The 23,693-nt window shown below is 65.7% G+C and carries 19 protein-coding genes and 1 other RNA gene; 5 read left to right on the forward strand and 15 right to left on the reverse strand.

What is annotated here, in order from left to right:
- From AC1DSN_RS02275 to rnpB, 6 genes are all read right to left on the reverse strand, one after another.
- Positions 1–183: Mur ligase domain-containing protein (locus AC1DSN_RS02275; protein WP_477329434.1), on the reverse strand; the 183-nt coding region annotated here is incomplete at its 3' end.
- Positions 180–1,988, reverse strand: a complete 1,809-nt coding sequence (locus tag AC1DSN_RS02280; RefSeq protein WP_477329436.1) for a peptidoglycan D,D-transpeptidase FtsI family protein — start codon at positions 1,986–1,988, stop codon at positions 180–182. The genes AC1DSN_RS02280 and AC1DSN_RS02275, both read right to left, overlap by 4 nt.
- A complete protein-coding gene (gene ftsL / locus AC1DSN_RS02285; protein ID WP_063572840.1) occupies positions 1,985–2,257 on the reverse strand; it encodes a cell division protein FtsL in 273 nt (90 codons plus the stop codon). The genes AC1DSN_RS02280 and ftsL overlap by 4 nt, the downstream gene beginning before the upstream one ends.
- Positions 2,254–3,177 (reverse strand): 16S rRNA (cytosine(1402)-N(4))-methyltransferase RsmH, encoded by a 924-nt coding sequence (gene rsmH / locus AC1DSN_RS02290; protein ID WP_477329438.1) that lies wholly within the window; start codon positions 3,175–3,177, stop codon positions 2,254–2,256. Before rsmH ends, ftsL begins: the two co-directional genes overlap by 4 nt.
- 44 nt (positions 3,178–3,221) lie before the next feature.
- Positions 3,222–3,668 carry a division/cell wall cluster transcriptional repressor MraZ gene (mraZ, locus tag AC1DSN_RS02295; protein WP_159890808.1) on the reverse strand — a complete coding sequence of 149 codons (447 nt, stop codon included), beginning with the start codon at positions 3,666–3,668 and terminating at the stop codon, positions 3,222–3,224.
- 413 nt (positions 3,669–4,081) lie between these two features.
- Positions 4,082–4,448: RNase P RNA component class A (gene rnpB / locus AC1DSN_RS02300), an RNA gene on the reverse strand.
- A gap of 216 nt (positions 4,449–4,664) precedes the next feature.
- Between rnpB and rsmI the strand changes: the two genes are divergently transcribed.
- From rsmI to AC1DSN_RS02315, 3 genes are all read left to right on the forward strand, one after another.
- A complete protein-coding gene (gene rsmI, locus AC1DSN_RS02305) occupies positions 4,665–5,492 on the forward strand; it encodes a 16S rRNA (cytidine(1402)-2'-O)-methyltransferase (RefSeq protein WP_477329440.1) in 828 nt (275 codons plus the stop codon).
- Between the two features lie 111 nt (positions 5,493–5,603).
- Positions 5,604–7,406 carry a penicillin-binding protein activator gene (locus AC1DSN_RS02310; protein WP_477329442.1) on the forward strand — a complete coding sequence of 601 codons (1,803 nt, stop codon included), beginning with the start codon at positions 5,604–5,606 and terminating at the stop codon, positions 7,404–7,406.
- Between the two features lie 29 nt (positions 7,407–7,435).
- Positions 7,436–7,813, forward strand: a complete 378-nt coding sequence (locus AC1DSN_RS02315; protein ID WP_477294603.1) for a YraN family protein — start codon at positions 7,436–7,438, stop codon at positions 7,811–7,813.
- A gap of 120 nt (positions 7,814–7,933) precedes the next feature.
- Here the strand turns inward: AC1DSN_RS02315 and AC1DSN_RS02320 are convergent, their stop codons facing one another.
- The 3 genes from AC1DSN_RS02320 to AC1DSN_RS02330 form a co-directional block, all read right to left on the reverse strand.
- A complete protein-coding gene (locus AC1DSN_RS02320) occupies positions 7,934–8,608 on the reverse strand; it encodes an HAD family hydrolase (protein ID WP_477329444.1) in 675 nt (224 codons plus the stop codon).
- 91 nt (positions 8,609–8,699) lie between these two features.
- Complete coding sequence (locus tag AC1DSN_RS02325) at positions 8,700–11,444, reverse strand: putative bifunctional diguanylate cyclase/phosphodiesterase (protein WP_477329446.1); 2,745 nt, start codon at positions 11,442–11,444, stop codon at positions 8,700–8,702.
- Positions 11,445–11,503: 59 nt separating this feature from the next.
- Positions 11,504–12,280, reverse strand: coding sequence for a TenA family transcriptional regulator (locus AC1DSN_RS02330; RefSeq protein ID WP_477294597.1), 777 nt, complete (start codon positions 12,278–12,280; stop codon positions 11,504–11,506).
- Positions 12,281–12,525: 245 nt separating this feature from the next.
- Between AC1DSN_RS02330 and AC1DSN_RS02335 the strand changes: the two genes are divergently transcribed.
- Positions 12,526–14,580: a M13 family metallopeptidase gene (locus tag AC1DSN_RS02335; protein ID WP_477294595.1), complete on the forward strand. Its 2,055-nt coding sequence runs from the start codon at positions 12,526–12,528 to the stop codon at positions 14,578–14,580.
- 106 nt (positions 14,581–14,686) lie between these two features.
- Here the strand turns inward: AC1DSN_RS02335 and AC1DSN_RS02340 are convergent, their stop codons facing one another.
- The 5 genes from AC1DSN_RS02340 to AC1DSN_RS02360 are packed head-to-tail and all read right to left on the reverse strand — an operon-like array spanning position 14,687 to position 20,953.
- Positions 14,687–15,403 carry an ABC transporter permease gene (locus tag AC1DSN_RS02340; protein WP_477329448.1) on the reverse strand — a complete coding sequence of 239 codons (717 nt, stop codon included), beginning with the start codon at positions 15,401–15,403 and terminating at the stop codon, positions 14,687–14,689.
- Complete coding sequence (locus tag AC1DSN_RS02345; protein WP_063573401.1) at positions 15,400–16,329, reverse strand: ABC transporter ATP-binding protein; 930 nt, start codon at positions 16,327–16,329, stop codon at positions 15,400–15,402. The genes AC1DSN_RS02340 and AC1DSN_RS02345 overlap by 4 nt, the downstream gene beginning before the upstream one ends.
- Complete coding sequence (locus AC1DSN_RS02350) at positions 16,326–17,450, reverse strand: ABC transporter permease (RefSeq protein ID WP_477329450.1); 1,125 nt, start codon at positions 17,448–17,450, stop codon at positions 16,326–16,328. The genes AC1DSN_RS02345 and AC1DSN_RS02350 overlap by 4 nt, the downstream gene beginning before the upstream one ends.
- Complete coding sequence (locus AC1DSN_RS02355; RefSeq protein ID WP_477294588.1) at positions 17,447–18,349, reverse strand: glycine betaine ABC transporter substrate-binding protein; 903 nt, start codon at positions 18,347–18,349, stop codon at positions 17,447–17,449. The genes AC1DSN_RS02350 and AC1DSN_RS02355 overlap by 4 nt, the downstream gene beginning before the upstream one ends.
- A gap of 3 nt (positions 18,350–18,352) precedes the next feature.
- On the reverse strand, positions 18,353–20,953 hold the full coding sequence (locus tag AC1DSN_RS02360) for a glycoside hydrolase family 31 protein (protein ID WP_477294586.1): 2,601 nt from the start codon (positions 20,951–20,953) through the stop codon (positions 18,353–18,355).
- A 151-nt stretch (positions 20,954–21,104) separates the two neighbouring features.
- Here AC1DSN_RS02360 and AC1DSN_RS02365 point away from each other — a divergent pair, with 151 nt between their 5' ends.
- Positions 21,105–21,359 carry a CsbD family protein gene (locus AC1DSN_RS02365; protein ID WP_046968237.1) on the forward strand — a complete coding sequence of 85 codons (255 nt, stop codon included), beginning with the start codon at positions 21,105–21,107 and terminating at the stop codon, positions 21,357–21,359.
- 947 nt (positions 21,360–22,306) lie between these two features.
- Here the strand turns inward: AC1DSN_RS02365 and AC1DSN_RS02370 are convergent.
- Positions 22,307–23,692: a GGDEF domain-containing protein gene (locus tag AC1DSN_RS02370; protein ID WP_477329453.1), complete on the reverse strand. Its 1,386-nt coding sequence runs from the start codon at positions 23,690–23,692 to the stop codon at positions 22,307–22,309.
- Position 23,693: the final 1 nt, after the last annotated feature.

Here is a 23,693-nt window from a genome sequence, read left to right on the forward strand (position 1 = left end):
GGCACCCTGCTCCACGGCCTTCGCCGCGAAATCGATGCCGTGGCCCTTCCCGCCGCGCAGTGCGATGAAGGCGTTGCCGTCGACGATCTCGCGGGAATCCAGCGAGAGGCCCGAAACGACGATGTCGCCGGCACCGGAGGCGTCGGCGAAACCAAGGAGCAGCTCGGCGAGAGGCATGGTCATGGGACCACCTCTTCCGCCGCGCTGTCGTCCGCCGCCGGCGGCGGTGCATTCGAAGAGCCGATAAGACCGCCCACACTCGGACCGCCGACGTACCAGCGGCCGACGTTGTCGGGAGGAATGTCGAGCAGGCGCACGGCGCCCTGCATCACCTGCGCGAAGGCCGGACCGGCCACCGAGCCGCCGTAATAGTGACCGCCCTGCGGATCGTTGATAACGACGACCGTGACGATGCGCGGCGCACTGGCCGGGATCATGCCGACGAAGAGCGAGATGTAATTCTTTGCGTAGTAGCCGCCCACGGAGAACTTATGCGAGGTACCCGTCTTGCCGGCCACACTGTAATTGGCCACCGACGCGAACCCGAAACCGGTACCGCCCGGCTGAAGGACGGTCTCGAGCATCCGCACGATCTCATGCGCCACTTCCGGGGTGATGACCTGACTCGGCGGATTATCGGCGCCCTTGATGAAACTCGGCGATCGAAGCGCGCCGCCGTTGGCGATTGCGGTGTAGCCGGTGGCCAGCTGCAACGGCGTGACGCTCAGGTTGTAGCCGTACGCCATGCGCGACTTTTCGATCGGCTTCCAGGTACGGCTCACCGGCAGGTAACCGGCCGCTTCGCCAGGGAAGCCGCTGCCCGTGCTGTTGCCGATGCCGAACGACTTCCACATGTTGTAGAGGAAGTCGGTATCGAGCGTCATGGCGATCTTGGCCGCGCCGACGTTGGACGACTTCGTGATCACGCCGGTCGGGGTGAGCGTGCCCCAGTTATGCGTGTCACKAACCGGGTGCCCACCCATCATCCAGGTGCCCGGCGAGGTCTCGATCAGCGGCGACGTGGGCGTGTACTTGCCACTGGTCAGCGCCGCGGCCATGGTGAAGGCCTTCATGGTCGAACCCGGCTCGACGACGTCCGTCAGCGCGCGGTTGCGGCGATCGTTCGGCGTGCTGCCACGCACGGCGTTCGGGTTGAACGTCGGCAGGTTGGCCATGCCGAGCACTTCGCCCGTGTGCACGTCCATCACGACGATGGAACCGGAATCGGCCTTGTTCTTTTCCAGCGCATCTTTCAGGGCGCTATAGGCGAGGTACTGGATGCGACGGTCGATCGACAGCGTCAGGTCGCGGCCCGGCTGCGGCTCACGCACCAGTTCCACGTCTTCGACGACATGTCCCATACGGTCGCGGATGACGCGCTTCGCGCCGGGCTTGCCGGACAACCAATCGTCGAAGGCCAACTCGAGGCCTTCCTGGCCGTGGTCGTCGATATTGGTGAAACCGAGAATATGGCTGTTCACCGCGCCCGATGGGTAGTAGCGGCGGTACTCGCGCTGGGAGGCAATGCCCGGGATCTTCAGGTCGACGATCGCCTGCGCATCCTCGGGACGCAGCTGGCGGGCGATGTACATGAATTCCTTGTCGGCGCGCGCGGCGATCTTCTGCTTGAGGTCGTCCGCGTCGACGTGAAGCGCCTTGGCCAGCTCGGGAATACGGTCTTCGTTTTCGAGCACTTCAGGCGGATTGGCCCAGATCGAGGCGACCGGCGTCGACACGGCCAGGGGCTCGCCATTGCGATCGAAGATGGTGCCACGCGAGACGGCGATGGGCATTTCACGCAGGAAGCGGGCGTCGCCCTGGTCCTGGTAGAACTGCTTGCGCACCACCTGCAGGTCGAACGCGCGGACGACGAGGCCGGTCGCGCAGACGCACAGCAGCGCGACGACGACAGTCATCCGCTTGCGCGGGCTCGGCCCCTGGCCGCGACGGCGGCTCGGCACGACCGGCTTGCCGTAGCGCGCTTTCATCGGCGCACCAACTGGATGTCCTGCGGCTTCGGCGTGATCATGCCGAGCTTGGCGCGGGCTTCTGCATCGATACGGGCAGGTTCAGCGTAGGTGGCCTGCTCCAGCTCGAGGCGGCCGTATTCGACACCGAGGTCGTCTTTCTGGCTCTGCATACGCGAGAGTTCGACGAAGAGCACGCGGCTCTCGTGGCGCGTCCAGACCACACCGATCGCGCTGGCGAGGACCGCCAGCAGCAGGATCGAGAGGCAGATCGCGCCGAACACCTTCATGCGAGTTTCTCCGCGACGCGCAGCACGGCGGAACGCGAACGCGGGTTCGCGGCCACTTCGGCATCGGACGGGAAAATCGCCTTGCCCACGGGTTTGAGGCGGGTCTGCGCCGCCTCGGGCGGCGGCCCGCGGCGATTGCCCTGCACGCGGCCCTCGTGCGAGCGGATGAACTGCTTCACCGTGCGGTCTTCCAGCGAGTGGAAGCTGATCACGGCGAGACGGCCGCCCACCTTGAGCAGGTCGAGGGCGGCGGCGAGGCCTTGCTCGACGGATTCGAGTTCGGCATTGACGCGAATACGCAGCGCCTGGAAGGTGCGCGTGGCGGGGTTCTTGCCGGGCTCGCGGCGGCCGACGCAGCCGGCGACGAGATCGGCGAGCTCGGCGGTGCGGGTAATCGGCGCGGTGGCGCGACGCTCGACGATGACCTTGGCGAYGCGACGGCTGAAGCGCTCTTCGCCGAAGCGCCAGAGCACGTCGGCGATATCGAACTCGCTGGCTTCGGCCAGGAAGTCCGCGGCGCTGATGCCGCGCGACGTGTCCATGCGCATGTCGAGCGGCGCATCGGCCATGAAGCTGAAGCCGCGACTGCGATCGTCCAGTTGGGGCGAGGACACACCGAGGTCGAGCAGGATGCCGTCGAGGCCGCCTTCGAGCGCCGCCCAGTCACCCATGGTGGCGAAGTTTTCGTGGCGCAGGGCGACACGCGGATCGGTGGCGAGGTCGGCTTCGGCCACGGCGATCGCCGTGGGGTCGCGGTCCATCAGGAACAGGCGACCATCGGCGGACAGGCGCGAAAGGATCGCCCGGGCGTGACCGCCACGGCCGAAAGTCCCATCCAGGTAGCGCCCGTTCTCGCGCAAGGCGAGGCCCTCCACCGCTTCGTCGAGCATCACAGGGATGTGCACATCGCGCCCCGCCATCACCACATCCCGCTCCCGTTCCACCAAGACCTCGAATTAGTTCGTCACAACCGCAGTTCCGCCATGTCGTCGCTGATCTCGTCCTCGCCGATCGTTTGTCGGATCTTGGCGAGGTGGGCCTGTTCGCTCCAAAGCTCGAACTTGTTGCCCATGCCGAGGAGGACGGCCTTTTTTTCTATGCCAGCCGCCGAGCGTTGACTCGATGGAAGGAGGATGCGGGCCGCACCGTCAGGCTCGACGATGGCCGCAGCACCCACCAGCTTCATCTGCAAAGCCCGATGAACGGCCTTGACGCTGGGCAGCGCGTTGACCTGGTCACGAACCTGTTCCCATTCCGCGTACGGAAAGATCCAGAGGCAACCGGTATCGAAGGGGTTGTAAGCGACGACCAGACGATTCGCGCAGGCGTCGGCCACCAGATCCCGATACGAGGTCGGGATCGTCAGACGACCCTTGTCGTCGATCGTGATGGCTGTCTCACCTTGGAACATCTTCGTTGGCCGCCCCACCAAATCCCACGATTTCACACTGGGGCCCACGATAGTCTCGGGTCCTGAGACTGTCAAGGAAATTTTTCTTGTGAATCAAGGAGAAAGCTCACGTTCATCACCAATTCCAGCCGTTTCTTAGGAAGGGGCGGAAGGTGGTTGAATCGTTGAGGTTTTTTGCGAATCGCCTCGGTGTTTAAAGGGCCCTGCAAATGTGAAATCGAATGTGTGACTGAACTCACGTTCATGCGATGGAACAAGCTTCTGTAGGAGCTGATTCATCGGCGATCCCGCAGCAGCAGGGCCAGGGTGAGGCGAGCACCCATCGCCGATGAATCGGCTCCCACAGGGGCAAGGGGCCAATCAGCAAAAAACAAAGCGGCGCCGTCGTAAGACGGCGCCGCGATGCCTTGAAGAAAAGGAGTCGGCCTGTAAGCCGGGTTCTGTTCGTCTTGCGACGTGACAGTCATTCTTCTCGACCTGGCGTCACCGCCAGGCTCTAGCAACCTACCCGGGAACGACGCGGGCCGCGTCATAGTTCCCTTATTTGGTCTTGCTCCGGGTGGGGTTTACCGTGCCATGCGACGTTAGCCCCGCATGCGGTGCGCTCTTACCGCACCCTTTCACCCTTACCTGATCCCCTTGCGGGGCCATCGGCGGTCTGCTCTCTGTTGCACTGGCCGTCAGCTCACGCTGCCCAGGCGTTACCTGGCACCCTGCCCTATGGAGCCCGGACTTTCCTCGATACGCCCGAAGGCGTGACGCGACTGTCCGGCCGACTCCATCTAGAATTATACGGCAAAAATCGCCCCCTCCCCCCTGTAGGATCCGATTCATCGGCGATGCTCCTCCTTCGATGGGAAATGGGGCAAGCAACCTGGGAGGAGCGCTGCTGCGCAGCGGGTTTATTCGCCATTCGCCGATGAATCGGCTCCTACATGTACTTATTGCCGATGCATCGGCTCTTACAATGCGCGGCTACCCCCACCGGATTTCCCGATGTCCCTCTCCCGCCCCGGCATGCTCCACGTGGTCGCTACGCCGATCGGTCATCGCGACGACATCAGCGCACGCGCCATCGAGACACTGCGCCGGGTCAAGGTGATCGCCGCCGAGGACACCCGGCACACGCGCCCCCTGCTGCAACACCTCGGTATCGACACGCCGCTGGTCGCCCTGCATGACCATAACGAGCGCACGGCAGTGGACGGCCTCATCGAGCGCATGCGCGGCGGTGACGACGTGGCCCTGGTGTCGGACGCCGGCACCCCCCTGATCAGCGACCCGGGTTTCCGGCTCGTTCGCGCCGCTCGCGCGGCGGGACTACGGGTGAGTCCGGTGYCGGGCGCCAGCGCGGTCGTCGCTGCCTTGTCTGTCGCCGGCCTGCCCAGCGACCGCTTCATCTTCGAAGGCTTCCTTTCGGCCAAGGCCGGCGCACGGCGCGCACGCCTGAATGAACTGGCCGGCGAATCGCGCACGCTCATCTTCTATGAGTCGTCCCATCGCATCGTCGAGTCCCTCGAAGACATGTCCGCCGCCTTCGGCGCCGATCGTGAGGCGGTGATCGCCCGCGAACTCACCAAGATGTTCGAGACCGTCCTCGACGGGGGCCTGGCCAGCCTGGTCGAACGTGTCACGGCCGATCCCAACCAGCAGAAGGGCGAGTTCGTCGTGATGGTGGCCGGGCGCGAGGAGGGCGAGGAGGAACGACTGGCCGAAGGCCTGCGCGTGTTCGCCATCCTCAAGGAGGAACTGCCCCCGGCCAAGGCGGCGAAGATGGCCGCCGCGATCACCGGTGCACCGCGCAAGGCGCTCTACGGCAGTTGATCGCCACATGAATCGCGGAGTGCGCCTCACATCGGCCTCGCGAAGCGATGGGCTATGATCCTGACGTTTCGGCGCCGGAGGGGCGCCGCCGTGCTGCCCAAGGAATCCTGCATGCGACCGATCCGCGCCACTACCCTCGGCTTCCTGCTCTGCGCCGGTCTTGCCGGCTGTGTGACCCAGGGCGGCGTGAGCCAACACGGCTCCGCCCCTTCGGGTGAAGCCACGCAGGCGGCACAGGCGCTCTACACCAAGGGCCAGTTCGACCAGGCCGCACAGGCTTATATCGCGCTGGCCGGCCAGGATCCGTCACACCGCGACTACTACAACCTTCTCGCCGCCGAAGCGTACCGCCAGGAAGGCGCGCTGGATCGCGCGGCGCCCATCGTCGCCGATATCCGCCGTTCCCGGCTCGAGGGCGAAGACGCGCTGCGCTTCGATGCCCTGCGCGCCGAGATCGCCCTGAAGAACAACGACCCGGCGAGCGCGCTTTCCTATACGGGCAAGCCCTCGTCGCGCGTATCGCCACAGATCGAGCAGCGACTGGCTGAACTGCGCGCCCGCGCGCAGGCCGCGTCGAACGACCCGTGGAGCGCCGCACAGACCCGCGTGGAGCTCGACACTCAGTTGCGTGGCCTCGATCGCGAACAGAACCGTCGGGAAATCCTCACCCTGCTCATCGGGATGGGACCCCAGCCCCTGGCCGAACGCGGCGATGCGCTATCGGCCACTGACCCGATGCGGCCGTGGGTGATCGAAGCGCAGAGTCAGCTCGGCAGCGTGACGCGCTCCCCCGCCGTGCTCGACCAGGCCGTCGGCACGGTCACGGGCGACAAGGGCGTGCGCGAAGGCTACAAGGTACCGACAAAGGTGGCGTTGCTGCTGCCCCTCACGGGGCCGTTGGCAGGTGCGGGAGCCGCCATCCGTGACGGCTTCTTCACCAATTACATCGAAGCGGCGCACACCAACGCGCCGCGCCCGGAAATCGTCGTCTATGACGCCGGCAACGACGCGCAGCACGCCGTCGCCGCGTACGACAAGGCGGTCGCCGAGGGCGCCCGTTTCGTCGTGGGCCCGCTCAATCGTGACGGCGTGACCGCCATCTTCGCGAAGGGCGCCCTGCCCGCGCCGATGCTCACCCTGAACTACCCTAACGACAACAAGAACCTTCCGCCGGCCGGCGCGAACGAGTTCGGGTTGCTACCGGAGACCGAAGGCGCCCAGGTGGCCGACCACATGGCCGACCGCGGCATGCGCACGGCCCTCGTCGTCGTCTCCACCGACGATTTCGCCCGCCGTGCCGGCAACGCCTTCAAGGCCGAGTGGCAGGCTCGCGGTGGCACCGTGACGAGCCAGGCGACGCTGGACTCGGCGAGCATCGATTTCGCCTCGCAGCTTTCCGCCCCGGCCGACCAGGACCCCGCCACCGGCGGCGTCTTCATCAGCATGAAGCCGCAACAGGCGCGCCTGCTCCTGCCGCAACTGCGCCTGGCGAAGATCACCTTGCCGGTGTTCGCGACCTCGCACGTTTACAGCGGCGGCGATGACGCCACGGCCGACCGCGACCTGGAAGGCGTGGAATTCTGCGATGCGCCCTGGCTGTTCGATGGACAACCCGGCCTGCCCCGTCGCGCCGACCTGTCGTCCGCACTGCCGTCGACCAAGGGTGTCGCCGCACGGCTGTTCGCCTTCGGCATGGACGCCTGGGGCCTCGTGCCTTACATCGACTGGATGCGCGGCCATCCTGGCAGTTACCTGCCGGGCGCCACCGGCCAGTTGGTGGCGGACGAGTTCGGACGCGTGCGACGCGTACTGATCTGGGCGCGCTTCACCGACGGCGTGGCCCACCCGGTCGCGGGTAGCCTCGAACTCGAAGCGCCGGCAGCGGCCCCGAACGTGGAAAGCGGCGGCGGCTGATTCCCGCCGGCGCGGCCAGGGAGTGCCGCGTGACCACCACAACGAAAAAGACCACCGCACGCCGCGCCACCGGAGATCGCTTCGAGGGCGCGGCGTTGTCGTTTCTGCAATCGCGCGGCCTGCGCCTGGTGCGCGCCAACTTTCTTTGTCGCCACGGCGAGATCGACCTCGTCATGCGTGACAGCGAGACCCTCGTCTTCGTTGAAGTGCGCTACCGGCGCAGCGCTGCGTTCGGTGGCGCGCTGGGCTCGGTCACGGTGGCCAAGCGACGAAAGCTGATCAGCGCGGCGCATCTCTGGCTGGCATGGCATCCGCACGATGCGCAGCGGCCATGCCGGTTCGATGTGCTGGCGTTCGAGGGGGAGACGGTCGAGTGGGTGCGCGGGGCGTTCGACGCGGCGCAGTAAATACATGTGGGAGCCGCTTAAGCGGCGAAAAGCCAACGGAGCGGTATAGCCGACGCCCCCATCGCCGGCATAGCCGGCTCCCACACAGAAGAAGAGGCTCCTACGGAAACCCCCTCGGGATCAGGCGGTGACCAGGAAGGCCTCGCGACCCATCGTCGTCAGCTCACCGACGGTGTCGATCGTGATGTCCGGCGGTGTCTCCTGCAGTTCGGCGCCGGCTGCGGCAGCATAGTGACCCTGCTTGACGAACACCGTGGTCACCTTGTCGCCCAGCAGTTTCTTCAGCGCGACAAGAATGCGCGGTTTATCGTCGACCATGACGTAATGGTCGGCGGGGTAGCGCTTCTGCATGTCGTCGAGCATGTCTTCCTTGTGCACGTAGATCAGCACGTCCTCGCGGAAGGCATCCCACAGTCCGGCGCGACGGATCTTGCGCGGCTGGAACACCGTGTCGCCGTCGGACATGATCACCGGCCGGCCGAGGGTGCGCAGATGGTCGATCGCCTCGAGGACGCCCGGAAAGCGCCGCTCATCGAAGGGATAGTCCAGCAGGAAGAACGACATCTCCATGAAGGCCAGGCTGCTGTCCTGGCCACGCAGGCGCTGCAGCACGCCGAGATAGTCCGCGTAACCGACCTGGCCGCGGATCTCCTTGTCGATCGCGGTGTAGCGCGCCTGCCCCGCTTCGCCGAAGTCACGCAGCAGGCGTGCGGCAAGATCGGCGCTGAAACGGTCGTTGTCGATCAGGGTGTTGTCGACGTCAAACAGAAAAACGATGGGGTCGCGGGTGGACACGATGGATCCTTGCACGGGTAGCTTCCCGCCTATATGGGGATGCTCATCGTGGACCGAAGGGGCCTACGGGGTCTTGTATGGGCGAACCCGATCACGCCCGCCGCGGGGGCACGAGGGACAGCCGGGTACCCCCACTCGTTTTCGAATTCGGCGCCAGCAGGCGCTCGATTTCGTCCGGCGGCAGCGGCCGTGAGTAGAGGAAGCCTTGCCCTTCCTGGCAGCCGGCGCGCAGCAGGAAGTCGTGCTGGGCCTCGGTCTCGATACCCTCGGCGATCGTGTGAAGGTCAAGGCTGCGCGCGATAGCCACCATGGCCTCGGTGATCGCCACGTCGTTGCCGTTGGTCGGCAGGCCGGTAATGAAAGAGCGGTCGATCTTCAGGTACGCCACCGCCGGCAGCTTCAGGTACGCCAGCGAGGAATAGCCGGTGCCGAAATCGTCGATCGCCACACCCACGCCCAACTTGTGCAGGGCGAGCATGGCGCGCTCGGTATCCTCGCCAAGACGCAGGATCGCGCTTTCGGTGAGCTCCACCAACAAGCGCTTGGGGGCGATCCCGGTGGTGAGTACGGCCTGGCTCACCCCCGCAAGAAAATCCGGATGACCGAACGAGCCCGCCGACACGTTAACGGCGAGCCGCAGCGACGGCAGCCGCGCGATATCCCAAAGGCGTAGCTGCTCGCACGCGGTCTCGAGTACCCATTGGTCGATCTGGCGAATCAGGCCGAGGCTTTCGGCGAGCGGAATGAACTCGTCCGGGCCGACGTTGCCACGCTCGGGATGACGCCAGCGGATCAACGCTTCCACGGCGACGATGCGACCGCTCTTCATCTCCACGCTAGGCTGGTAGACCAGATGGAACTCGTGACGGGTCAGGGCCTGGCGTAGTTCGGAAGCGAGCTTGAGGCGACGCCGCGCATCCGCATGCATCTTCGGCGTATAGAAGCGCAAGGCATTGCGCTCTTCGGTCTTGGCCACGTACATGGCCGCGTCCGCATTGGCGATGAGGGTGACCGCATCGTTGCCGTCGAGCGGGTAGCCGGCGATGCCGATACTCGCGCTGACGAAGAGTTCGTAATCGCCCAGGTCGAAGGGCCGCGCGAGCGCGGCAAGCATGGCCTCGGCGACCACGAGTGCCTCCTCACGCGAGCGCAGGTCGGCAAGCAACACGGTGAACTCGTCGCCACCGATACGGCCGGCAACATCCTCCGGTGTCAGCTGCGCGCGAATGCGCTCGGCCACACGCATAAGAAGCGCGTCGCCAGTGGCGTGGCTGTAGCTGTCGTTGATGACTTTGAACGCGTCGAGGTCGACGAAGAGCACGGCGATGGCGCCGCGCTCATGAGCCGCGCGGGTGATCGCTTCGGCGCAACGGCGCTCGAACTCGGCACGCGTGACCAGGCCGGTGAGCGGATCGTGCGTGGCCATGTGCTGCAGGCGCTGGCGATCGGCCTTGCGGGCGGTGATGTCAGAGACGACGGCGACATAGTGCTGAGGGCGCCCTTCGCTATCGCGAATGGTGCTGATGCTCATCAGCTCCGGATAGGTACTGCCGTCGGCGCGCTGGCTCTCCACTTCGCCAAGCCAGTTGTCACCGGAGGCGATGTCTTCCCATAGCGATGCCGGCAGTGGTCGGCCATCGGGCAAGGTGCGCGTGGCATCGAAACGCGTGCGGCGCAGCGCCTGCAACGAAATACCCGTGAGCTTGGCATGCGCCGCATTCGCCGTGGTCACGCGGCGATCGGCGTCGGCGATGATCACGCCTTCGGCGATGCTGGCAAGCGCCTCGGCGGCGATCTTGCGCTCTTGCTCCATGGCCACCCGATCGGAGATATCGCGGACGATGGCCTGGCACACCTGACGCGAGCCCCAGACGACGAGGCTGCTCTGTGTCTCCACCGGCCGCGTGCTGCCGTCGGCATTGCGCAGCACACCGGTACCGGCGTGGTCGGAGCCTTCGACGAACAGACTGGAAAGCTGGATGCCGATGAGTTCGGCACGCGAACAACCAAGCCAGTTCGCGGCTCTTCGGTTGGTATCGAGGATGCGCCCGCTCTCCTCGTCCACCATGAAGATGGCGTCGGCCGCGCTGTCGAACAGGAGGCTATACCGCTCCTCGGTGCCGCGAATGGTGGCGACGATACGCCCGGCCATGCGCAGCCACAAAAGCGATGCGAGCGTGGCGACACCGAACACCGTGAAGAACAGGACGCGGCCGATCCACGACGCGCCGTTGGCGATGTCGAGCGAGAACGCCTTGGCACGGGGTTCGACATAACTGTTGAGCGCCGCGATATGGCTGCGCTCCGCGTCGATCATCGCGGTGGGCGGCGTGCCTGCCGCGTACGCGCGATCGAGCCGGTCGGCGGTATCGGCGAGATCGTTCAGGCTGGCGTCCACGGAACGCCATTCCGTCACGGCCTCGCGCATGTACGGCATGCCGGAAAAATAGTGGAAGATGAAGACCATTCCTGGAATGGCCTCCGGAATGACACCTCCGCGAGCGAAGGCATCGTAGACCTCGGCGTGAACGAAATCGCCACTGGCGATGGAGTCACGCGCCCAGCGATCGGCCATCAACACCGCGTAATTTCGCCGAAAACCGGCAAGGTCCGCCGGACGTCCGTGCGTCGCGTATTCGTCAAGGTCGATGACGGCCTGCTTCTGCGCCTTGGACCAAAGACTCTCGCCGTTGAGGAAACCGGCGAGAGTCACCTGGGTCTGGAGCGCTACCCATGTGAGGGCAAGGATGAGGCCAACGACCGCGACGAGCGCATAGGCCAGTGGCCGCAGGCGCCGCGAAAGGGGTACTTGGTGACTGGCCTCAACGCGTTGCATCGTTCCCTCATATCCTCATCCGATCGTGATAGTGCGCCACATGGCGCCCAACTTGCGAGTTACGCGGCGGCCTCGTTCCACTTGCGAATCGAAGCCGTGGCATCCATGCAACGATCGAGCGTGATGCTCATGCTGACGTAGCTGCGACGGACGCACTCCCTTATGTGCTCGATCTGATCCGCCGGGGGATTGGTGCCCAGCAGGGTGCAGACGATTTCCAGCGCTTCCCACGGATGTGTATCGTCATAAGCGGCGTGAAGCTGAAGCCAACGCAGCCCGGCTTTACGGCCCGTATTCGGCAGGCTTTCCGCGTAGGCCGCGCTTTCATAGACGATTTGTGACCAATCGCCCGTCGCTCCTTCCACCGCGTAGTTGGTCGCGGCAATACCCGCGGCCAGCGAATCGTCGCGGCTCACCTCCTCACACCACTGAGCCAGGGCCTGCGTGCCCTTGGGCGGTTCGGCCCGGAGCACATCCTCGCGCGACACACCCGCACTCTCCGCCCAGTTCAGCCAGTACTCGGCGTGATTTTGTTCCACCCGGATGTTGCGCACCAGCCAGCGGCGGGCGAGGTCGTCGCCCGGGCTGCGGCCGTAACGCGTCTTAAGCAGGCTCTGTGACATGTAGCCCGGAAAACGCTCGATGACCGGCCACACGCCGATCATGAAGTTGCGGGTGGTATCCGGGTCGAGGGTGGCGGCGACCATCGCCGACCACATCTCATGACGGACAATCTGTGCCCGCGTGTCCTCACAGGACGAGACCATGTCCTGAGCCCAGAGTGGATAGCTGGCGATGTCGGTCTGTGAGCCGGTCAGTTCGAAACGTGCATTCATAACGATCTCCCTAGGGATCTGCTGCCAATGGAAGTCAAGGCAGGCCCGGGCGACCCGCGGCCCGCCATGCCGGTCCCGTTGCGGGGCCGGACGATCATTAGGGCACAACCACCAGTGCACTTTTCCGGCAAAAATTAAGATGCGTGCGAGCCTTGCGCCGGAAACCGCCTAGCCCATTCGTCATGGACACATCCGGTGCGGCGGGGGTCTATCGTGGGTGTCCCGAATGCAAGGACTTCCCTTCCATGGCCACGATCAACCGTATCCTCGCCGCCGCCATCGCCTGCGGCCTCGCCTCAACAAGCGTTGCCGCCGCTGGTGCACCCATTGGCGTCGACCTCAAGGGCATCGACCACTCGGTGCAGCCGGGTGACGACTTCGACGGATACGCCAACGGCACCTGGAAGAAGACCGCCGTCATCCCCGCCGACCGGGCCAGCACGGGCGTGTTCCTGGAAGTGTTCCAGAAGGCCGAGAAGCGCAATGCGGAGCTGATCAAGGCCGCTGGCGAAGGCCACCCAGCGACGGGGAGCGAGCAGCGCCTCATTGCCGACTACTACAAGGCCTATATGGATGAAGCCGGTATCGAGAAGGCCGGATTGAAACCGCTGGAACCGGCGCTGGCTTCGATCGACGCGATCAAGGACAAGGGTGCGCTGTCGGCCGCGCTCGGTGCGCAACTGCGCGCCGATGTCGACCCGATCAATGCGACCAGCCTCGACACCGAACACCTCCTGGGCCTGTTCGTCGCCCAGGGCCTCGAGGATCCGTCGAAGAACATGCCGTACCTTTTGCAGGGCGGCCTCGGTATGCCCAACCGCGACTACTACCTGAAGACCGACAAGGACATGGTCGACACGCGGGCCAAGTACGCCGCCTACGTCGAAGCCGTATTGACCCTGGCCGGCACGCCGGACGCGGCCGCGAAAGCAAAGGCCATCCTTGCGCTGGAAACGAAGATCGCCCAGGCCCAGGCCTCGATCGTCGAGAGCGAGGACATCCACAAGGCGAACAACCCCTGGCCGCGCACGTCATTCGCGAGCAAGGCACCGGGCATCGACTGGACGGCTTACTTCAAAGCGGCCCATCTGGATGACCAACCCACCTTCATCGTCTGGCAGCCCGCCACCGTGACGAAGTTCGCCGCCCTGGTCGCCAACGAGCCGCTGGATACCTGGAAGGCCTGGCTACGCTTCCATACCATCAACGCCGAGGCCAACGGCCTTCTGCCCCACGCCTACGACGACCTGTCCTTCGGCTTCTACGGCAAGACCCTCACCGGCACGCCGAAGCAGCGCGATCGCTGGAAGCGCGGCATCGGTCGTGTAAACGCCGATCTCGGCGATGCGGTAGGCCAGATCTATGTGAAACAGTACTTTCCCGCCTCTTCCCGCGCCCTGGTGCAGGACATGGTGAAGAACATCCTGAAGGCGTTCGATGCGCGCGTGGACACCCTGGACTGGATGTCGCCGGAGACCCGGCAGAAAGCCAAGGCAAAAATCGCGACGATCAAAGTCGGCGTCGGCTACCCGGATACCTGGCGCGACTACTCTAAGCTGGAGGTTCGTCCGGACGACGCGCTCGGCAACCATGAACGCGCCAGGCTGGCCGAATACCATCACCAGGTCGCCAAGCTGTCCCAACCGGTCGATCGCGATGAGTGGTGGATGACGCCACAGACGGTGAACGCGGTGAACCTGCCGCTGCAAAACGCATTGAACTTCCCGGCGGCGATCCTCGAAGCCCCGTTCTTCGATCCGAAGGCGGATGCGGCATCGAACTATGGCTCGATCGGCGCGGTGATCGGCCATGAAATCAGCCACAGCTTCGACAACACCGGTGCCGAGTTCGATGCACAGGGCAGGCTCGCCAACTGGTGGACCGATGCGGATCAGAAACACTTCAAGGACGCCGGCCAGCGTCTCGTCGAGCAGTTCAACCAGTACGAGCCGCTACCCGGCCTGCACATCAACGGCCAGCAGACGCTTGGCGAGAATATCGCCGATCTTTCGGGCCTCACGATCGCCTATGCGGCTTACAAGGAGAGCCTGCACGGCAAACCGGCGCCCGTGATCGACGGACTCAGTGGCGACCAACGGTTCTTCCTCGCCTTCGCCCAGTCGTGGCGGACGAAAACACGTGACGCGGCCCTGCGCGCACAGGTGATCGGCGACGGTCACGCACCGGGAGAATTCCGCGCGCAGACCGTGCGTAACCTCGATCCGTGGTACGACGCGTTCCAGCCGAAAGCGGGGCAGAAGCTGTATCTGGACCCCAAGCAGCGCGTGAAGATCTGGTAAGGGGCTGGCGCGCCCGTTAATCGGGTACGAGCATCGCCGATGAATCGGCTCCCACAGGGCACCAGGCTGCTTTCAGGGCAGCAGGCCGCTTTGTGTGGGAGCCGCTTCAGCGGCGATTCCTCCGAACGCGCCGCTCAACCAACCCCAACACCCCGTCGATCGACAACGCCAACGCCCCCACCAGCAACGCCCCCTGCACCACATAAGCGGTGTTATTCCCTACCAGCCCTTCCACGATGGGCGATCCCAGTGTCGTCRCACCGACGGCCGAGCCAATGGTGGCCGTGCCGACGCCGACGATGGCCGACAGGCGCACGCCGGCCATGATCGGGCCGGCAGCCAGCGGCAGCTCCACATCCCACAATCGTCGCCAGCGTCCGTAGCCCATGCCGTCCGCCGCATGCAGCGCCGCAGGCGCCACACTGCCGAGCCCCGCCACCGTCTGCCCGAGCACCGGCAGCACCCCGTAGAGCGTCAGCGCCAGTAACGTCGGCGCCGCACCGAAACCCAGCAAGGGCACGGCGATCGCGAGCACCGCGACCGGCGGGAACGTCTGCCCGATCACGGCGACCGCGCGCACCGTCGGCAGCAACGACCGCCCGTTCGGACGGGTGGCCAGCACGCCCAGTGTGAGGCCGACGGCGACGGCAACGAGTGTCGCCAGGACGACCAGCCAGAAATGCGAGAGCGTCAGCATGAGAAACGAGGTGCGCGTATAGAGGGGATGCGAAAGCGTGGGCATCCACGCGTGAAACCATGACGCACTGTGCGGCAGTGCCAGGAGCAGGACGACCAGCAATAGCGGGGCGATGATCGCCTTCATTCGCGCGAGGCCACAAGGTCGGCGAGCAGGATCGCACCGGCAAGCTGCCCGTCGTCGAAGACGGGCAAGCGGTCGCGGCCCTGCGTCAGCATCGCCCCCAGCGCATCCTGTAACGAGGCCCCACCATCGATCGCATCGCCATCGGCGACCTCACCCTTGCGCATGCTGTCGCGTACCTGGCGCACCGCCAGTTCGCGCAGTCGCGCGCGCGACCCACCGACGAATTCGCGCACGCGTTCGTTCACCGGATGACGAATGAGTTCCAGGGGCGTACCGACCTGGGCCACCTTGCCGTCGAGCATCAGGGCCACGCGGTGACCGAGACCGAAGGCTTCGTCCATGTCGTGGGTCACGAAGAGGATGGTCGTGGCGGTATCGCGCTGGATCGCCTTGAGACTGGCCTGGAGCGACTCGCGCGTCACGGGATCGAGTGCGCCGAACGGTTCGTCCATCAAGACGATGCGTGGTCGCGCGGCGAGTGCACGCGCGACGCCGACGCGTTGCTGTTGGCCACCGGAAAGCGTATCGGGATAGCGATCGGCGATGCCCGGCTCGTCCAGTTTGAGCAGGACCAGCAGTTCCGCGACCCGCGCACGGGTGTCGCCGTCCGACCAGCCAAGCAGACGCGGGACCGTCGCGATGTTCTCGCCGACGGTCCGATGCGGAAACAACCCGACGGACTGGATGGCATAGCCGATGCCACGGCGCAGCGGCTCGACCGCCTGAGTCGCGACATCCACGCCATCGATGCGCACGCTTCCCGCGTCGATAGGGACCAGGCGATTCACGGTGCGCAGTAGCGTCGACTTGCCCGAACCTGACGGTCCGACGAGGACGAAGAACTCACCGTCGTCCACGCGAAGCGACAGGTCGTCGATGACGACGTGCTCACCGAAGCGTTTGGAGACGTGCTCGAACTCGATCATGGGCGTCGTTCCGTAAAAGCGAGCATGGCCTGGAATAGGAGATCGACGGCCAGCGCCAACGCGATGATCGCCAGCGTACCCAACATCACCATGTCGTTAGCCCCCTGGCCGATACCGAGGAAGACAAAGCGGCCCAGGCCGCCTGCACCGATCAGGGTGGCGACTGCCGCCAGTCCGATCGCCTGTACGGCGACAATGCGCAGGCCCGCCAGCAGCACCGGCCAACCCAGCGGCAGCTGCACGCGCGATAGCAATTGCAGCCGACTCATGCCGAGTCCACGCGCCGCTTCGCGCGCATCCGCGGGTACCGCGCCGAGGCCGGCGATGGTGTATCGAACGACCGGCAGCAGGGCATAGAGCACCAGCGCGAAGACGGCAGGGGCGGCGCCCGTTCCACCGAAACCGAGCGCACCGAGCGCGGGCCATGCGCGAGCCAACCAGGCAAAGGGGCCGATCAGCAAGGCGAACAGGGCGAGCGACGGCACCGTCTGGAGGAAGGCGAGCATGCCGACGACAGCACCATCCGTTCGGCGCGTGCGCCAGGCCCACCAGCCCAGGGGCGCGCCGATGACCAGCGCAAGCACCAGGGTCGTCGCGGCAAGCGTCAGGTGGGTGAGCAGCGCGTCCATGAAGGGTCCGCGCTGGGCATGGAATTCGCGGACCAGCGCCAGCGTATCGAACGCGCCGGCGCTTCCCATGACGACGAATGCCACGAGTAGCGCGATCCAGGCAACGACCCGCCCGGCCATGCGTATCGCGCGCAGCCGGTCGAGCAGAAGGAGGCTCGCCGAGAGCCACATCAACCAGAAGCCCGCACCCAGGGGAACACGCGCACTGGGCGCCGCCGCGAGCAGCAAGGTACGCGCATCGATGCTGGCCAGGAGCGGCAGGCCGGCGATCAGTGCCCACGCAAGGAGTGCGACCGCCACCCGGCTCCCTCTCACGGAGGTCGCGCCCACCGCGGCGAGCAAGACCCACGTGAGGGCCAAGGCGACGACGTGCGGACTGTGCGGCTCGCCGCTAAGCAGTCGGTTTGGCGTGACATAGAGAAACGGAAAGGCGAGCGCGGCGACGAAGCCGATGCAGGCCAGTAGGACAACAGGCAGCGCGCGCGGGGTCATCGCACCAGACCCGCGTCGCGCAGGTAGTCCCGGGCGACCACCGCCGGATCGTCACCATCGATTTGCGTGCGCGCATTGAGTTTGCGCAGCACGTCCACCGTCAACGGTCGAAAGGCGGCTTCCAGCGAACTGCGCATGGATGGATAGCGCTGCAACACCTCCTCACGAACGACAGGGGCGGGCTGGTAGACGATTTCCACGTGGCGCGGATCGGCAAGGACGGCCAGGCCGGTGATAGCGATCGCGCCATCGGTCGAATAGACCATGCTTGCGTTGACGCCCGAGATGCCCTCGGCGGCCGCCTTGATCGTCGCCGACGTATCCCCGCCAGCGAGCACGAGGAGCTGGTCGCCGCGCAGGGTGAATCCGTACGCGGCCTGGAAGGCGGGAAGCGCCGCATCGCTCTCGACGAATTCGGCAGAGCCGGCCAGGAGGACGTCGCCGCCGCCGTTCACCCAGCGCGCGAAATCATCGAGCGTGGCGAGTTTCTTCGCGCGTGCGACGTCGCCACGAACGCCGATGGCCCAGTGGTTGTCGGCGGGCGCGGGCGCCAGCCAGACCAGGCGGTTGGCGGCGAGGTCGAGCGAGGCGGCAAGCGCATAGGCCTTCCGCGCATCGCGAAAGGCGGGATCGTTCTCACGGTGAAAAAAGAACGCGGCGTTGCCGGTGTACTCCGGATAGACATCCAGATCGCCATTGAGCAGGGCGCGACGCACGATGGACGTAGGGCCGAGCTGGGTCCGGTCGATCACCGGCACGCCGTCATGGCGAAGCACCTGGAGCAGGATCTGGCCGAGCACCGCACCTTCGTTGTCCGCCTTCGAGCCCACCCGCACCGCAGCCTGCCCGTGCGCCGCGAAAGCAAGCAGGACGAGCAGGACACCGAGCAGCCGGCGCAACGGTCAGCGCCCTAGCAAGTTGGCGAACGTACGCTTGTAGGACTCGTCGATCGGCGTGGCATCCACGCTGGCCGGCAGGCCACGGAAGCGTGCTTCGAAGGCGAGCACCGCCGCCATGAAGCGACCGGCACGACCTTCGTCGTCGCCCTCTTCCACCGCATAGGCCAGCACGCGTGCCGCCTGCCCTGCGAGGTCGACGTCATCGGGCAGTGCCGAGATGTCGCCCCATACCTGCTTCAGGTAATCCACGGCGATGCCAGCGCGCCGCATGCGGTGCAACAGCCCGGCCGGCATCGAATGTTCCGGCGTGAAACGCGCAACGATGTCCTGGGGTTCGTCCAGCGATACCGAACCCAGATCGATGCGAATGCAAAGCGATGCGGTGTCGAACAGCCAGGTCTGCGGCGCGGGCGGCTCGCTGTACGGCAATGCCATGCCATTGACTTCGATGCTTTCCGGGATACCGGCATCCAGCAGCTCGACGATGTACGAGCGGGCTCCGGGGCGTCCTTTGTAATGACCGCGCATGGCGTCGATGTGCACGCGCTGCGCACGATCGCCACGACGGCTGCGCACGCTGGTACGTGCGAACTCGCCGCGCTGGTAGCCCTGGCTTTCGCCGTCGTCGTCGTACAGTTCGGTGGCGCCTTCGTCACCCGGGAAAACCTGCAGGATAAGGGCATCCGGCACGCTGGCGAGGTTACGCATGCCCTCGGGGTAGAGCGGCACCACGCTTCCCGGACGCACGAAGATGGGAATCTCCTCGAGCGTGTAGTGCCGCTCGATCATCTGCCCACCTTCGAACGACTCGGCGCCATCACGGCTGTACCAGAGGCCGGGCGGAAGCCACACGGGAAACGGTGCGGCGCCGTCCTCGCCGACGGGCGTCGTGACCGGAGCGACAAGAATGTCGTTACCGAACATGTATTGCGCCGGATGGTTGTACGCCTCTTCGTGCTCGGGCCAGTGGTAGTACATCGGGCGCACGATCGACAAACCGGTGTCGTAGGCGTGGCGTGCGGCCCCATAAATGTAGGGCGCAAGCTGGTAGCGCAGACGGATCGCGGCGAAGATCGCGTCGCCGTAAGGCGGCCCGAAGTGCCACGGCTCCTTGTGCAGGCTGGCTTCTTTCGCCGAGTGGGTGCGCAGCACCGGACTGAACACGCCCAGTTGCATCCACCGGGCGTAGAGCTCCGGCGCGAGGTGTCGCTCCGGCCGCGGGATATGTTTGTGGAAGGTATGCCCGCCGATGTCGTGGCTCCAGTAGCCATAGAGGACATTCGACGCCATGGCGGTGAAGTGCGGCTGGAACGCCAGCGAGCCCCAGGAAATCACGCTGTCACCGGAGAAGCCGATCGGATAACGGTGGTTACCGAGGCCGCCCCATCGGTGGTAAATCAGCCCGCGCCGATCGCCGTCCCGCTGCATCTCGGTGAAGAAGGTGTGGTTGAGCCACCAGGTGTTCGACAGGCCAGGGTGCGCCTTCGACTCCGGCCACTGCTGCCAGTCGAGCCACCAGAAATCGACGCCGACCTTTTCGAGCGGGTGCAGCACCGTGTCGAACAAGGCGCGCATATACGGCTGCGACGTGCCTTCGAAAGGAATCGCCGCCTGTGTCGAGGTATCCCACGAGAGCGCCTTCGCCATGGCTTCATACTGCTCTTCATGCGGCAGGACACCCGATGCGGGATGCAGGTTCAGGGTCACCCGAAGATGCTGCCCGTGTGCCCAGCGCATGAAGGCCTTCGGATCGGGAAACAGGCTGCGATTGAAGGTGTAGCCGGTCCAGCCGGACTGTTCGCCGAAGACATCCTTGTGCTCGTGTCCCGGCCGCAGCGACAGGCCCGGCGTGGTGTGCCAGTCCATGTCGAGCACCAGCACGTCGAGCGGGATACGCTCCTTCTCGAAACGTGCGCCGAGCGTACGCAGTTCCTCGTCGGTGTAGTTCCAGTATCGCGACCACCAGTACCCGAAGACGAACCGCGGCGGAATCGGCTGGGGACCGGCGATGGCGGCGAAGTCGCCCAGCGCGGCACGGTAGTCGTGGCCGTAACCGAAGAAATACAGATCCTGACGCTCGCCGGCCGGGCGCTCGAGCACCCAGCCTTCGTCATCGATGCCGAAACCGGCGGTGTCGTCGACAACATGCCAGCCGTCCCGCGCGATCAGCCCCTCTTCGATCGGCAGCTTGCTGCCGTCCTGCCAGGTGTCCCCGTCGTACCGGTCAAGGGTGCGGTAAGTGCCGCCAAGATTGTCTTTCTGGAGATCGCCCGGCTTCCAGGTCAGGTCGCCTTCGGCCCGACGAACCAGAATCGAAAGGTTGCCCGAGGTGAAGCGCCCGCCGCCCTTCAGGTAGCGCACCTGCAGCGCGCCGGTGTCGATCTCGATCGCCTGGTCGTCTTCGGCAATCCGGAATCGGGGCACGTCCAACGCCCGGTGCACCACGATCTGGGTGCGACTGTCGCGGAAGGTGCTGACGGCACTCCATTCCAGGCGGATGAGCCGAGGCGTCAGCACGGTGAAGCGCACGTCGGCGCGCTCGATCACGGCCTCGGGATGGGCCGCTGCGCCAGCATCGGGCCGGTGGTCTGTCGTGGCTTCCATGGGCGTGGAGCCCCCTTCTTCGACGCGAGGTGCACCATTATGACGCGTTGCCGCATGGAACCGGTGAAAGCATCGGATTGACGGCGTCTTGCCGCGCCGTGCACTTCCCGGTCGGCACCTTCACCTCTTCAATCAACGGAGGAGCGGGACCATGAACGAAGACCAGATCCGTGGCGCGGCGAATACCATCGGCGGCCGTGTGCAGCGCGCAGCAGGCGCCCTGGGCGGCGACCACGGCCTCGAAGCCGAAGGCGCCATCCGTGAGACGGCCGGGCGCGTCCAGGCCAAGGCTGGCGAGGCCGTCGACACCGCCCGCGACGTGATCGCCCACCGCCCCCTTGGCGCGATCCTGAGCGGCTTTGGCGTCGGCATCCTAGTGGGCATGCTGCTCGCTCGTCGCGACTGATCCGCTCCGGAATCAGCGCACAAGAGCCCGGCTTCGTGCCGGGCTCTTGTTTGGTTCTTCGCGGATTACCGGGGCCCGGGCGCGCGGGTTTAGGTCGGGGCGTTCTTTCGCACCTCGCACCTCGCACCTCGCGCATGGCTCGCCTTCGGCTTCGCGGGTGGCTCGGCTCCGCCATCRCTCTCTACACTTGGGCGKYTCGCGGGGAGACCTTGGTGCCCACCCTCGCKGCTCAGACACGTCCTCCGCGTTCGAAAAGGAAGGCCGCTSACGCGGCCCRTGTAYCTAWCTGGCCTACGGCCGCTCCACTTGTGCGGAACTCGCCTCGAGGGTGGACACCAAGGTCTCTCACGACGATACGGTTGRGTGGAAGGAGAGCCGTTGGAGTGGGWGTGGCCGCCCAAGCGGACCGTTACGGCGGTCGTGCAGATACGTCATTTCCGGCGCGGCGAGCGTTTTCCTCGCCGCTGCGCTGACTCGCGGACGATCTCAGCGCGCTGGGGTCGACCGTTTGGCGATGCCGACGAGCCAGCATCCGAAGCGGCGCTGCTTTGTCGGCTCGACCCACACGAACCTCAGGTTCCGGGAGAGTCTTCGGTGCCCACCCTCGAGGCGAGTTCCGCACAAGTGGAGCGGCCGTAGGCCAATAAGAACATGGTCCGCGCAGCGGCCTTTCCGGTACGAAACGCGGAGGACGTGTCTGAGCAGCGAGGGTGGGCACCGAAGGCTCTGCGCCGCCACGTCTACACGCCGAAGGCTCTGCGACTCACCGTCTTCGGCGTCCCCGGCATTCCGCGAAGAACCTTTTGTTTGGTGGGTCACGGGGTTTCTTCCTGGCGGGCTCGCCTTTGGGCTCGCGGTTGCGCTGCGTCGCAAGAGCCGGCGGGTATCACCCTCGGGGCCACGCGACGCGAGCGCATAACGCAATGCCGAAGGCGAGCCAGCCCCGCTCAGAGCAGCAGGCAGCGATTGCGTCCTGCGCGTTTGGCGGCATAGAGGGCGCGGTCGGCGCGATCGAAAACGGTAGCGGCGGTGTCATCGACGAGGAAGCGTGTGATGCCGCCGGACATGGTGACGGTCACGGGCTTCTGGCTGGCGTGGAAGGCAAGTGCAGCAACCGTTTCGCACAGCGCCGTGGCGGCAGCGATAGCTTCCTCGGCCGGGACGCCGGCGAACACCACGACGAACTCCTCGCCACCGTATCGGGCGACGAAGGCCGGCTCCGGCAGTTCGCGAGTGAGGGTCTGGGCGACGATACGCAATACGGCATCGCCCGCCGCATGCCCGAAGCTGTCGTTGATCACCTTGAAGTGATCGATGTCGAACGCGCCCACGCAAGCGACGCCACCGTTATCGCGGACATCCCGCTCGATCTCGGCCATGCGCCGCTCGTACGACAGACGATTGGGCAGGCCGGTCAGTGGATCCGTGAGCGCCAGCTCATGCTCGCGGCGCAGTGAGTCCTGCAGCGACGTCGCCTGGATTTCGAGTTCTTCGACGCGATCCTTCATGCGTTCCGCACGATCGCGATACGTCGCCAGGCGCTCGTCCTCGCGCGCGCGGAAGACACGAAAATGTTCGTCGATCATGGAAAGGCGCGCGTTGACCTGCGCCTGCAAGGCTTCGAGATCGGTGGCACCCTGCGTCTGTTCGACGAGCAACCGCATTTCCTCGCGCACCGTCGCGTCCAGGTCCCGACCCTGTTCATCGCCCACGTCTGTGTTCTCGGTCTCGGCCACGAGATAACGAGTCATGTCACCGAGCCTTCCGCTGACATCGGCCAGAAGTTCCTGCAGCTGGGCGATGTCCTGGCGCAGCGCGTTACGCTGCAGGTTGACCAGATCGGCGATGCCGCGGGCCGCCGCCGAGATAGCCGCCGTGTCGCGGGCCTGCCCCAGCGAAGCGTGCAGTGCGTCGACACGCCCCGCGAGTGCGGGCATGAGCACGACGTGGAACAGCACTTGTCGCAAGGCCTCCATCGCCTCCTGCACCGTATCGACGGCGGCGGCGAGCAAGACGGGCTCAAGCGCCTCGGTCATGTGGTGCGGCGTCGGAGCCGGCCGCGGCTCCAGTGCGGTCACTGCCTCGGCCAGGGCATCGAGCAGGGTATCGAGAGCGTCCGGATCGGAGGCGACACCCAGGCCGTCACCGAGCTGGTCGAGGAGGCGGTCGGCTTGCGCGCTTTGCCCACGCGCTAGCGCAGTGAGACGCAGCACAAGCCTCCGCAACCCCTCTTCAAGCCGCCGGAAGTCGTGCTCGTCGCGCTCCATCCGCTCAAGGGCGAGATGGTATTTTCGCTCCCAGACGTCCTGGTYCAAGCCGTCGCCCTCGTTCATG

The sequence above is a fragment of the Luteibacter sp. P4_D7_3 genome (assembly GCF_056401735.1).